Genomic DNA, 13,174 nt, shown 5'->3' with positions numbered 1-13,174 from the left:
TCTCAAAATTATACGTTGGGATGGATTATGAGATTAGAATTATCAGGTTCAGGAGAACTGTGATGCATGGAATGCCGGAAAAGTTAATTAAACTCAGTAGCTTTGGATCACATTCAGTTAGATCATTTCGACTGATCCTGATTCCCACTCTACTTTTAACTTCCTGTGCCTCAGATCGTGGACAGATGACTGCCCATCAGGCTGGCTCAATAAAGGAAGACAGGCAGATGGTTGGCATCAAGGACAGCCAGTCACAGGCTGCACAGATAGCTGAATCTACTTCTGAAGTCGAAGTCAATAATTTTGCAGAAACGACACATGCCGAATCGAGAGAAAAATTGACTTTAACATCATACCATGAAGTTTTTGAAGGTAAAATCCCACCACCTGTACCACCGGCAGGAGGCCCGAACGTACCAGAAACAGATTCTTCGGAAAATCCATTAACACCAACCAGCCAGACGATGACGTTGGAGGAACTTGAACAGATAGCACTATCGAACAATCCCACCATGGCTCTGCAACGAGCGGAGATCGAGAAAGAACGGGGGAACTGGACCCAGGCAGGCCTCTATCCAAACCCAACCGTAGGGTATGTCAACTCCACAGCGAGCAGTAATGGTGATACGCAATCAAATGGTATTCTTGTGCAGCAGACATTTATTACAGCAGGGAAATTGGATAAAGCCCAGGCAACAGAAACTTATGGTATCCAAACGTCACAACTGCAGCTCGATGCTCAGCAGATGCGCGTCATCAATGATGTCAGGTTGCGCTACTATGATGTGCTGGGAGCACAGGAACAATTAAAACTGGTGAAAGAAATCGCCCAACTCTCACAACAGACACTGGATGCCGCTGAGAGACTCTATAAGGCTGGGCAAGTTCCGAGGACGGATATGTTGCAGGCGAAAGCGCAAAACGCCACAGTTCGTGCATCGCTGACGAATGCGCATACTGATTTCGAATCTGCCTGGCAGAAGCTCGCTGTAATCGTGGGCTGTCCGGAATTACCGGTCAGTCAGCTCATGCAACCGGAGGAAGATTTACCGGAATTTGATCTGGAGTCGGAATGGCAGCGTCTATTGTCCGAAAGTCCTCAGTTGCTCACGGCGGAAAGCCAAATCGGTGTCGCCCGCGGACAGCTTGCCAGTGCTGAAGCTGTCCCAGTTCCAGATGTGACTTTACAATTTGTTACTGATTACAATTCGATCGGAGACTACGCGACATTTAATACGCTGGTAGCACTTCCACTTCCTCTCTTCAATCGTAATCAAGGGGGCATCTATAATGCCGTTTCCGAAGTAAACCGATCCGAGCGCGAACTGGAACGGGTGCGTCTGGTATTGCGCGATCAGTTGATCTCCTCATATCGAGATTACATGTTGGCGCGGAACCAGGCAGAACAGATGCGAAAAGAAGTGCTGCCCGAACTCAGGGAAGCGCTGGAACTGATGATCAAAGGCTATGAGAAAGGACAATTCAGTTTTCTAGCCGTACTCAATGTACAACAGAGCAACTTCCAGTCAAACCTGGAGTACATTGATGCATTGAACCGGGCACATCGACTGGCTGTCGAAATATCAGGGCTGCAGATGACTGGAGGCCTGAACCCGGCGACGATCGGAACGGCAATTCAGGATGCGGGGGGCGGAGGAAGATTGCGTGCAGTTCAGCAGCAGTTACAGAAACAAAGCAACGCTAATTTGAGTAACTTTGCTCCTGCGGCACTATAGAGGTCCATCATCTCAATTAAGTATGAAGCAACTTTTGAACAACAAGGCTTTGATCTGAAGCAGGTCTTTTTCAGGACAGGAAACCTGGAGAAGGCGCTCGTTTCAGGCTCTGATCTCAATACTATGAGGAGATCGTCACATTGTATTTCTAAGGTTACAGTATTGATCTCCAATATCAGTCCGACTATACTTAAAATTAGTTAGGCAAACAGGGTTTTGTATGTACATGCAGCACACCATCAATATTTTAATGACCTTCCTGGCGATTATATGTCCCTATCTTCCTTGTAGGGACATATGTCTGGGGTCTTGTGTTGCTGCGCTGTCTGAATCGGTATCCGTTCAGGAAACTGCAAGTGCAACCTGTTGCCATCACAGAGATTCTGAAGAACAGGATCAGCATTCTGAGAACCAGGAACAAAGACCAGTCCAACCGAAGTGCCCTCAGGACGGTAATCAGCCGAATTGTTTTTGCGGGGGCGCCGTGATCGCTACTGTGGTTGACTGTCCCAGCCTGATCGATGCTGGCTCTTTCTCTGAATTTCTCGTCGTCGACCTCAATGACGTTGCCCACATGTCATTCAGGCTCGTCTGTCTGAGGCACACTGCTAATCGAGGCTGTCACTTCCCGCCGCTCTCTTCTGGGCGGGAAATCTGTCATCTTTCTGCCGCCTATCTGCTCTAAAGCGTCCGACACGAGCATCGTAGATTATCCGGAGTCCGTCGATTTTGATCGTCCGTGATTCCGGCTGAATTTGCGGTGATTTCTTGACTTCCGTGTCTGTTTCCAATCGCTTAAAAACCGTTTTATCAGGCTCCTGCTTCTCAACATATTGAGCAAGAAAGGACATCTCATGAGTCAATCTGTTATAGGCCGACCCTCTGTTAATCCAGATACGTCTTCTCCCGACACTCCAGCTCCAACTGATCAACGTCCCCACGGACTGGTCTGGAAGCTCGGACGCTGGTTTCTGGATGGGTTACCCACCATCATTGTCATGTCTGTATTAGTCGCCATCGGTTACTACGGACATACCCACCATTGGAAAATCCCGACGTTTGCAGAATTAACGGGACAGGCGAAGCTGGTATTCAAGGACTGGTGTGAAGAGCACGGGGTTCCCGAATCCAAGTGTGTGATCTGTAACCCTGACCTGATGCCTGCCAGCCCCGATTATGGCTGGTGTACCGAGCATGGTGTCAACAACTGCCCGTTGCACAATCCCGATGTCGCTGAACTGAAAAAGACACCGGTGATTACTAAGGCAACAATGCAACAAGCTGATCGTGCTCTCGCACTGCGGGAGCGACCAGACAATAATGCCGCCTGCAAGGTGTATCAGAAGCGAATCCAGTTTGCTTCCAACGAGGCGGTTCAACAGGCTGGCGTTGATGTAGAACTGGTCGACCAGGAATCTGTAACAGAGTGGGTATCGGGAACAGGAGAAATCCGCTATGACCCGACACGTCTGGCCAATCTTTCTTCACGCGTGCCGGGTACTGCGTGGCGGGTACTAAAAAATGTGGGAGACCAGGTTCAGGAAGGAGAAATCCTGGCGGTGGTTGACGCGGCGGAAGTAGGACTTCTCAAAGCGGATCTGGTAAAAGCGATAGTCGCTGAAAAACTGGCACGCAAAAACTTTGAACGTTTGAATGGACTAAAAGGGGCCATCGCAGGCAAAGACATCCTGGAAGCAGAGTCTATTCTAGCAAAGGAAGAGGCCGAAGTTCTGAGCGTCGAACAGGCTCTGGCTAATTTGGGGTTGTCGGTGGACGTTTCTTCGATTGCAAATCTCAGCAAGCAGGCCATGATCGACCGCCTGCGTTTCCTGGGTTTTCCCAACGAACTGGCAGAGCAGTTTCGATCACAGACCGCCTCAGCCAACCTGATCCCGGTTCGCAGCTCAATGAACGGTGTGATTACGGAGCGGAACGTCGTTTCCAGTGAGGTCGTCACTCCGGAGCGGACCCTGTTTGAAGTGGCTGATCCCAGTTGGATGTGGCTGATACTCAATGTTCCTCTGGAAGAGGCATCTTTGATCCAGGTCGGACAGCAGGTCCGATTTCAACCCAATGGAAGCCGTAAGGAAGTTACCGGGAACTTGAGCTGGATCAGTACTGCCGCTGATAAACAGACGCGGATGGTAAAGGTCAGGGCGGAAATCGATAATGCGGAAGGGCAGCTTCGCGATGAGACTTTTGGCGCGGGCCGGATCATTCTGAGACAGGAAAAACAGGCGGTCGTGATTCCCCGGAGTGCAGTGCACTGGGAGGGATGTTGTCAGGTGGTCTTTGTTCGAAATAAGCATTACTTCGACAGCCCGGAGAGCCCCAAAGTCTTTCAGCTGCGAAACGTTCGTACTGGATTCGTTAACGGCAATCGCGTGGAAATCATCGCCGGCTTACTTCCTGATGAAGTCGTCGTGACCCAGGGGAGCGACGTTTTGCGGGCACAACTTCTCAAGAACAGCCTCGGAGCAGGCTGTTGCGCTGAATAGAAGGGAATCGAAATCATATGCTCAACTGGCTGATTGATTTTTCACTGCGCCACCGTGCTCTGGTCATTTTGTGTACCGTGGTTTTTGCTGGCGTCGGAGTGATCTCACTGAGACACCTCGACATCGATGCGTTTCCCGACACGACGCCGGTGCTGATTCAGATCAATACGGTGGCACCGGCGCTTTCACCCGATGAGGTCGAACGGCAGATTACTTTCCCGGTCGAACAGGCAATCAGCGGTCTGCCTGGTCTACAGGATTTGCGTTCCATTTCGAAATTTGGCTTATCACAATTGGTCGTGATCTTTGAAGACGGAGTGGACATCTATTTTGCGCGGCAACTTATCAGTGAGCGGCTGAGTACAGTTCAGCTTCCAGAGGGAATCCAGCGACCGCAGATGGGACCGGTTTCGACCGGTCTGGGAGAAGTCTTCCACTATGTTCTGACCTACGAAGGAGTCGATTTTTCCCGTCTACCGAACGAAGAACGGGTCAAACGTCTGACCGAACTGCGAACGCTACATGACTGGGTCGTAAAACCTCAGTTGCGTTCCGTGCCGGGAGTTGCCGAGGTCAACAGTTGGGGGGGCTATGAGAAGCAGTACCAGGTACGCCTCGATCCGGATCAGATCATCAAACACGAACTGACCTTTGACCAGGTGGCCCAGGCCCTCCGCGAAAACAACCAGAATGTCGGCGGAGGGACGATTACCGATCGCAGCCAGATGCTGCTGGTCCATGGGGTGGGACGGACCGTCAATCTGGAACAGATTGAAAATGTGGTCATCACGTCTCGTGACGGAGTTCCAATTCGGGTCAAAGATGTGGCGGATGTGCAGATAGGGCATGAAATTCGTCGTGGAACGGTGACCGCCAATGGCCGGGGAGAAGCAGTATTGGGACTCGGTTTCATGTTGATGGGGGAAAACAGCCATGAGGTAACTCACGCTCTGAAAACCAGACTGGAAGAAATCCGGGAGACACTGCCCGCGGGCGTGGAAATTCAGACTGTCTACGACCGTACCGAACTGGTGGACCACGTGATAGACACCGTGCAGAAGAACCTGTTCGAAGGAGGTCTGCTCGTAGTTGCGGTGCTGTTTATATTTCTGGGGAACCTGCGAGCCGGTCTGATTGTGGCCCTGGCAATTCCTCTTTCGATGCTGTTTGCCTTTTCGGGCATGTTGAAGTTCGGCATCGCAGCGAGCCTGCTCAGCCTGGGTGCAATTGACTTCGGTCTGGTTGTAGACAGTTCCGTGGTGATGATTGAAAACTGTGTCCGCTGTCTGGCACACGGCGCCGATGGTCGCAGTCGACTGGAGATTATCCGGGATGCTGCCATCGAAGTCCGCAAGCCTACCATGTTCGGCGAGCTGATCATCATGATCGTCTACCTGCCAATTCTGACGCTGGAAGGAGTCGAGGGGAAACTGTTCCGTCCCATGGCACTGACAGTCATAATGGCCCTGGCGGGGTCAATGGTGCTCTCACTGACGTTGATGCCTGTGCTCGCCAGCCTATTCCTCCCGAAAAATCTCAAGGAAAAAGAACCACTGCTGATCCGGGTGCTGAAATGGCTGTATGCACCAGTGCTGCGGTTCACCATGCACCACAAAGCAGCGGTGATCGGTTTTGCGCTCACGATCCTGTTTGTGGCTTTTGGCTTGATCGCCCCGAATCTGGGGACTGAATTTGTCCCGCGCCTGTCGGAAGGGGCAGTGGTGATCAATGTAGTTCGTCTGGCGGGAACCGACCTGGAAGAAACGATCCGCTATAACACCCGGATGGAGAAAGTTCTGCTGGAGAAGTTTCCAGACGAGATCGTGCACGTCTGGAGTCGCGTCGGGATGGCGGAAGTTGCCACGGACCCCATGGGGACGGAACTGACCGACCTGTTCGTCACACTGCGTCCCCGAAGTGAGTGGACGCGCGCCGACACGCAGGAAGAACTGACGGTTGAGATTCAGGAAGAACTCCGCGATCTGCCTGGCCCGCGTCTGGCGATGACCCAGCCCATCGAAATGCGGATGAATGAAATGATCTCCGGGGTCCGTTCAGACGTGGCTGCGATTCTCTACGGGGACGACCTTGACCTGATGGTCTCCAAAGCCTCTGAAATTGAGAAGGTGCTCAAATCAATCGAGGGGGCTGCCGACGTAAAAGTGGAACAGGTCACTGGTCAGCCAGTGCTGGAAATTAACATCGACCAGGATGAAATCGCCCGTTATGGCATTCCGGCACGGACCGTACTCGACCTGGTGGAATCACTGGGCAGCAAGCATGTAGGAGAAGTCTATGAAGGACAACTGCGATTCCCGCTGATCATCCGGCTTCCTGAGCAGGCACGGACCGACCCTGACGCTATCGGATCGATCCTGGTAGCCACTCCTCAGGGAGAGCAGATTCCCCTGTCGCGACTCGCTGACATTGAGATCGTAGAAGGCCCGAATACCATCAAGCGGGAATGGTATCAAAGGCGGATTACGATCGAGGCAAATGTCCGCGGTCGCGATATGGGGAGCTTTGTTGCTGAAGCGCAGCGTAAAGTCGACGAACAGGTAACCCTGCCTGCCGGGCGTTACCATGTCGAATGGGGAGGCCAGTTCGAGAATCTGCAGCGTGCCCAGGCCCGGCTGATGATTGTCGTCCCGGTCGCGATGTTGTTGATCTTCGGTCTGCTGTACATGACTTACAATAACTTTATCGATTCGATTCGCGTCTTTACCGGCGTACCGTTCGCCTGGATCGGGGGGATCTTCGCTCTCTGGATAAGAGACATGCCGTTTTCGATTTCCGCGGCCGTGGGTTTCATCGCCCTCTCCGGTGTCGCGGTACTGGATGACATGCTTCTGGTCTCAACCATCCGTCGACTGCGTCGCAGAGGCAGTTCGCTCAATGAAGCTGTCGAGGAGGCAGCCATGACCCGTCTGCGCCCGATCCTGATGACTACGCTGGTGGCCAGCCTCGGCTTCTTCCCCATGGCCTTCAATACCGGTATGGGAGCAGAAGTGCAACGGCCCCTGGCCACGGTCGTGATTGGTGGCGTCTGCAGTGCCACGATTATGAGTCTGCTCGTTTTACGTGTGCTGTACGTGGTCTTCAATCTGCCCGGCAGTCGCAACGAGGATGAGGGAGACGATGACAATACTACAGAACCAACGCAACCGAACAATCCGGATTCCAGGCAAGTGCCGGAAACGGCTTCGGTTTAATTTTACTGGTCAATGTACCATCAAAGGAGAAAAAATGACTGACGTATTATGGACTCGGTGTCTGGCAATCCCAGCGATTGTGTGTGGACTTCTGGTGATCACGGGGTGTGCGAAAAGTGGAGAGGAAGCCGCTCCCGTGGCCAAGGCCGAAGAAGAACATCATGAGCATGACGAAGAAGGGCACGATCATGAACACGAATACAGAGAAGAGGGGCATAACCTGCACGGTTTCTGGTGTGCTGAGCACGGCATTCCCGAAGAAATCTGCGCCCAGTGTAATACCAAACTCGCCGCTGATTTCCAGAAGAAGGGGGATTGGTGTGAAGAGCATAAACGTCCCGATTCGCAGTGTTTCATCCATCATCCAGAACTGGAAGAAAAATTCATTGCCCAATATGAAGTTAAGTTCGGAAAAAAGCCGCCTGCTCGTACGGAGAAATGAGATCCGCCCGCAGACGAACGCGAAAGCGCTTCAGCGGTGCAGTCGGGTAACCCACTACATCACAGGTGGGTTACCTGTTCCGTTTTGTGCTGTTGCACTGCTATTGTGCGCTTTGAGCCCAGGCTGTCAGAATGCAGCTTCAGATCTTTCACTATCCAGTTTGCTGGAGGTTACTGATTCGGATTTTCAGCAGAGGGTCCTTAAGGCTGACCAGCCAGTGCTGGTGGAGTTCTGGGCTCCCTGGTGCCGCCCCTGCGTTGAGATGGTCCCCATCCTGGAACAGGTCTCAGAGCAATTTGCGGGGCGCGTTAAGATCCTCAGAATTCGCATCGACGATAACCCGGCCACTGCTGCTAAATATGAAATTGATGCGCCTCCCGCATTCCTTCTGTTTCACCAGGGAATGGTCTTCAAGCGTCGACTCGGCAAACAAAGCGAAGCACAGTTGACCGAACTCATATCGTCGATCTTATCAAAAGAAATTTCCGAATAACTGCAGAGTTATTGAATCATTTCTTTTCTGTTAATGATCTGCTGGGTAAGAACGTAAATGTTATAGAGGATCAATTGACACTGAAAATCCACGCTAAGAGCGTGGTCCGAAGAGGATGATTAATGTTCCGAAGATGCAAATAGTGGCTCCTAATGCATCCCAGCGATCCGGCTGAGTCTTCTCAACAACCCAGAGCCAGAGCAGCGACGACACGATATAGATGCCTCCGTAGGCGGCATAAGCTCTGCCTGCGTGAGACGAATCAATTCTGGTGAGAGCGTATGCAAAAACGCCAGCGATAACATTCCAGGTATTATCCAGAATTGACTTTTTGATTGCCGAATCCAGACCCAGAATGCAAAGCATCCTCCGATTTCAGCGAAAGCAGCCAGCAGGTACCAGATAATCGATTTCATGCTGCCAAGTATATCTCATCCAGATTGTGAAATATAGAGATCTCATTTGCAGGCGTTCTGCCCGTGTCATGATTATCTCTGTAATTCGGGCCCATTCCAGTCAGTGTTATCGCTCGGTTTTCCTGATGGGGAGCGACGTTGCTGACACTCTCGTGTAAATGGATGTCTTCTTCAGTTGAAGAGTAAGATTGTTTCGCCTATTATATTCGGACAATCGCATATTCGAACAAAGCTACGTGAAGCGGTAAAACCATGCTCGATACACAACCGGCAGCAGAAATGCTGAAAGCCTTTTCACATCCCACAAGACTGTCCATCCTGCAGGAATTGCTGGCAGGCCCCAAATGTGTGTCGGACATGGAAGAACTTCTGCCGGCTCGACAGGCTAATATATCACAACATCTGGGTGTGCTGCGGCATGCAAAATTGGTTGATTATGCCCAGGACGGGGCACTCCGCTGCTATTACCTGTCTCGTCCCCGACTCGTTAAAGACATGCTAGTGTTAGTGGGCCGTGATGAGCCCGTTGTGAAACGCACTCCAGAAGAGATCCAAGCTCACAAAGCACGACTGGAAAAAGCCCGCCAGCGGGAAAAACGCGCGAAGTTACCAGGCACCTCTCGTCAACAGGCAGTCCAATGAGAGAGCTGGTCTATCTGGACTTCAATGCGACGACGCCCCTGGCGGATCAGGTCGTCGAGGCGATGGAGCCTTATCTGCGCGAAGCATATGGTAATCCATCCAGTCTGCATTGGTCAGGTGTCCCCGCCCGTGATGCGATTGAAACAGCCCGATCACAGGTCGCCTCACTGTTATGCTGTGATGCGACGGAAATTGTGTTTACCTCCGGCGGGAGTGAATCTAACAATCAGGCCCTGAAAGGGATTTATTTCACGAAACGGTCAGCAACTCCGGTTCCGCACTTTATCTTCAGCCAGATCGAACACCCGACGATCCGGGAGCCCTGTCGGTTTCTGCAGTCCCTGGGAGCCGAACTGACCTGTGTACCCGTAGATGGTCAGGGGCTGGTCGATCCTGCAGAGGTACGACGTGCGATCCGGAAAAACACGGTTCTGATTTCAATCATGCACGCGAACAACGAAGTCGGCACCATCCAGCCACTTGAGGAGATTGCAGCGATCGCCAGGGAAAACGAAATCCCCTGTCATACAGACGCAGCTCAGTCGGTAGGTAAGATTCCGGTCGACCTGGATGCACTGGGCGTCGATTTACTGACAGTCGCTAGCCACAAGCTCTATGGACCTAAAGGTGTGGGGGCGCTGTACGTACGCGAGGGGTTAGAGCTGGAGCCACTCGTGCATGGAGCAGGGCAAGAAGCTGCGCGCCGAGCCGGGACAGAAAATATTCTGGAGATTGTCGGGCTGGGAGCCGCCTGTGCTCTCGCGCAGCAGACACTGAAGCAGACGGAGACCCGGGAACTCCGCGATAGTTTCTGGCAGAAACTGAAATCAATATTCGGTGAAGATGTTGTGCTGAATGGGCATCCGGAACTCCGGCTGCCGAACACACTTAACGTCAGTTTTCCCGACCATATCGGCGGAGAAATTTTGGCTCGTCTGCCCTGGCTGGCTGCCTCAACCGGTTCAGCCTGTCATGCAGGCAGCGTAGAGATCAGCCCGGTGCTGGCGGCGATGGGAGTCTCACAAGAGATTGGTCTGGGGACAGTCCGTTTCAGCCTGGGACGCACGACTACCCGATCTGAAATCGACCAGGTCCTGCAAGGACTGATCCAGATCATAGGAAAGAGTACAGAACAGAAGATGTAGACCTGTTTTTACAACGATTAATAAGAAAGTTTGAGGAACACAATGAATGCTTTGAAACCGTTACTTTTGATTTTTGTCACTGCAGGATTGCTGGTGAGCACCCTGAACGGCGCGGAGCCTACCAAAGATTCGCTGGCGACGGTTAAAAAAAATGTGGAAAACGACAAAGCAGTCCTGGTGGATGTGCGCGAGAAAGGTGAGTGGGACAACGGTCATATCGCAGGTGCGACGTTTCTGCCACTCAGTGAGTTGCGTAATGGAATCTCTAAGTCAGTACTGGCAAAACGGATTTCCAAAGATCAAGTCATCTATACCCACTGTGCCGTCGGGATTCGCTCCTGCAGAGCAGCGGACTACCTGTTGAAACACGGCTACGACGTGCGGCCACTCAAACCTGGCTATAAGGATCTGGTTGCGGCCGGATTCAAGAAGGCCAAAGAATAACCGGTCTGATAAATCAATTCGAGGAGACTGTCATGGCAAGCTATCTGATCATTCTCAACGGGCCACCCTACGGCAACGAGTATTCTTACAATGGTCTCCGGCTTGCCGGCAGTCTCGTTCGGAAGGCGGGAAACGAGGTGAAAGTCTTTCTCCTGGGAGATGCTGCAGCGTGTGCCAGGTCAGGGCAGAAGGTCCCGCAGGGATACTACAATCTGGAGCTCATGTTGCAGCAGTTTCATAAGCACGGAGGAGAAGTGGGAGTCTGTGCATCCTGCATGGATGCACGGGCAGTCACCGAGGATGAACTCATCGAGGGCTGCCATCGCAGTAGTCTGGACGAACTGACGAACTGGACCATGGACGCCGACAAGGTACTCGTTTTCTAAGTCAGCACAATGTGTTTTTAACAGTCTCCCTTCAGAAATTCGAAGCTCATCTGGATCCTATCTCTCAGCGAGTCAATTAATGGATGATGTAGAGCCTACAATAGTGGTCATCGTCAGACTGGCCTGTTTCCTGTCGATCCTGATCGGGATGGCGTTCTGGGAACTGTATCTCCCTCGTCGAAAGCTGGTGGCCGGCAAGCCCTGGCGCTGGACCAGCAATCTGAGTCTGGTGGTTCTGAATGGAATGCTGGTTCGAATCCTCATACCCGTCACAGCTGTCGCGGCAGCGGTGTACACCGGCGCCCAAGAATACGGCCTGTTTCACATCCTCGACTGGCCGCTCTGGCTGGAGGTTTTACTGGCCGTGGTCGTCTTCGATCTGGCAATCTATCTCCAGCACGTGATGTTCCACGCCGTGCCCCTGTTCTGGCGGCTGCACATGGTACATCATGCGGATCTGGACTTTGATGTGACCACCGGACTTCGATTCCATACCCTGGAAATTCTGCTCTCGTCCCTGATTAAATTGTCCGTAGTACTGGTGCTCGGCCCACCCGTCATTGCGGTGGTTGCCTTTGAGGTTCTGCTCAATGCAACCAGTATGTTCAATCACAGTAATATAGAATTACCGGAACAGTTCGATCGGTTGTTGAGGTGGTTCGTCGTTACTCCCGACATGCATCGTGTGCATCATTCAGTGATCTATCGAGAGACTAACAGTAACTTCGGCTTCAATCTGCCCTGGTGGGATTACCTGTTGGGAACATATCGTCACCAACCGCAAGAGGGCCATGAACTGATGAAAATCGGTGTGAAGACCTTCACCGATGAAAGGCAGGTTAATCGGCTGCTAGGCATGTTGCTTCTGCCGTTCCACCGTGGTAAGTCAGGCATGTTACACACAGACAAGACCGGACACAGTCAACCGGCTGGTGAAAGGAACTCGGAACGTGATTTGTCGGATGATATTTTCGGTGGTGACCTTGATGATGGGGACTCTTAGTTGAGCTGAAAGGGGAATGGAACGGCCGCGAGGCGAAATTTGAAAGAAGCCGTAGGGGATCACCCGGGATGAAAAATATGAATCGCATCCGAGGTGTCGGTTGGTTGGTAAGAGACCATGGGACTCGAAGCCCGCTGTCATCCAGATCGAATCAGTGTAGATGAGATGGGTGTGGGAGGAAGGAGTAAATGGCTTTCCAATTGAAGCTGAAACATTTTTACTGCTGAATGCAGATGTGTTTTGTAATGTAGTAAAATGTAGTTAATCCAACTGAATTTGCCTGAAATGAACTGGATTTCACTAGATCGTGAAACACTGAGTTTCTTCAATCAATACTCTGATTCAGGGGTGAAAGGTCGTTTTTAGAGAAAGCTTAATTCTTATCATCGGCGAGAATAATCACCACATGTGGTTGACGCTGCTGCGCTGCTGCCGATACTGCGGACGTAGCAGAAAGCAGAAGCAGTGTAAGACAACAGATCAGAGTGACAGAATGCCTGCGCATGGGGTTCCTCAGGAATACGTCTCTAAAGGAGAGGGAACGCGTTAATGAGTTCTATTAATAAACTACCCGATCAACAGACGAAAGGGAATGGACCGTTTGATCGAAGTCCCCTGTCAGCCATTGCGGATTGTATGCCAGAGGCTTCTTCTCCCCGGATTTGACCGCTTTGAGTGCAGTCCGTTTTTCCGATATCAGCGGGTCATCCACTGTTTTCAAATATCAACCATTGACTTAGTGTCCTTACCACACTAC

General features: G+C 51.7%; 10 protein-coding genes and 1 pseudogene. 10 read left to right on the top strand and 1 reads right to left on the bottom strand.

The window, feature by feature from the left end; genetic code table 11:
- The first annotated feature begins 62 nt into the window (after window positions 1-62).
- The 5 genes from F1728_RS27500 (at window position 63) to F1728_RS31940 (ending at window position 8,381) form a co-directional block, all read left to right on the top strand.
- Window positions 63-1,736: a TolC family protein gene (locus tag F1728_RS27500; protein WP_194242554.1), complete on the top strand. Its 1,674-nt coding sequence runs from the start codon at window positions 63-65 to the stop codon at window positions 1,734-1,736.
- 854 nt (window positions 1,737-2,590) lie between these two features.
- Entirely contained in the window at window positions 2,591-4,234 is a 1,644-nt protein-coding gene (locus F1728_RS27495; RefSeq protein WP_155366723.1) for an efflux RND transporter periplasmic adaptor subunit, read from the top strand.
- A gap of 17 nt (window positions 4,235-4,251) precedes the next feature.
- Window positions 4,252-7,446, top strand: a complete 3,195-nt coding sequence (locus tag F1728_RS27490; protein ID WP_155366722.1) for an efflux RND transporter permease subunit — start codon at window positions 4,252-4,254, stop codon at window positions 7,444-7,446.
- A 34-nt stretch (window positions 7,447-7,480) separates the two neighbouring features.
- The gene (locus F1728_RS31395; protein ID WP_194242553.1) at window positions 7,481-7,888 is read left to right on the top strand and encodes an RND transporter; all 408 of its coding nucleotides are present in this window, start codon (window positions 7,481-7,483) and stop codon (window positions 7,886-7,888) included.
- Window positions 7,842-8,381, top strand: a complete 540-nt coding sequence (locus tag F1728_RS31940; protein ID WP_228030887.1) for a thioredoxin family protein — start codon at window positions 7,842-7,844, stop codon at window positions 8,379-8,381. The genes F1728_RS31395 and F1728_RS31940 overlap by 47 nt, the downstream gene beginning before the upstream one ends.
- A 93-nt stretch (window positions 8,382-8,474) precedes the next feature.
- On the opposite strand, the pseudogene F1728_RS27480 reads toward F1728_RS31940, so the two are convergent.
- Window positions 8,475-8,797, bottom strand: a pseudogene (locus F1728_RS27480) (YnfA family protein).
- A gap of 252 nt (window positions 8,798-9,049) precedes the next feature.
- On the opposite strand from F1728_RS27480, the gene F1728_RS27475 reads away from it, so the two are divergent.
- From F1728_RS27475 to F1728_RS27455, 5 genes are all read left to right on the top strand, one after another.
- Window positions 9,050-9,439: an ArsR/SmtB family transcription factor gene (locus F1728_RS27475; RefSeq protein ID WP_155366720.1), complete on the top strand. Its 390-nt coding sequence runs from the start codon at window positions 9,050-9,052 to the stop codon at window positions 9,437-9,439.
- Window positions 9,436-10,584 (top strand): cysteine desulfurase family protein, encoded by a 1,149-nt coding sequence (locus F1728_RS27470; RefSeq protein ID WP_155366719.1) that lies wholly within the window; start codon window positions 9,436-9,438, stop codon window positions 10,582-10,584. Before F1728_RS27475 ends, F1728_RS27470 begins: the two co-directional genes overlap by 4 nt.
- A gap of 42 nt (window positions 10,585-10,626) precedes the next feature.
- Complete coding sequence (locus F1728_RS27465; RefSeq protein ID WP_155366718.1) at window positions 10,627-11,028, top strand: rhodanese-like domain-containing protein; 402 nt, start codon at window positions 10,627-10,629, stop codon at window positions 11,026-11,028.
- 32 nt (window positions 11,029-11,060) lie between these two features.
- A complete protein-coding gene (locus F1728_RS27460) occupies window positions 11,061-11,414 on the top strand; it encodes a DsrE/DsrF/TusD sulfur relay family protein (protein WP_155366717.1) in 354 nt (117 codons plus the stop codon).
- A 79-nt stretch (window positions 11,415-11,493) separates the two neighbouring features.
- Window positions 11,494-12,417 carry a sterol desaturase family protein gene (locus F1728_RS27455; protein ID WP_155366716.1) on the top strand — a complete coding sequence of 308 codons (924 nt, stop codon included), beginning with the start codon at window positions 11,494-11,496 and terminating at the stop codon, window positions 12,415-12,417.
- Window positions 12,418-13,174 lie beyond the last annotated feature (757 nt).

Source organism: Gimesia benthica, assembly GCF_009720525.1.
In the GTDB taxonomy this organism is placed as follows: Bacteria; Planctomycetota; Planctomycetia; order Planctomycetales; family Planctomycetaceae; genus Gimesia; species Gimesia benthica.
Note: the sequence above shows the minus strand (reverse complement) of the source record. Positions and strands in the feature narration are given on the sequence as shown.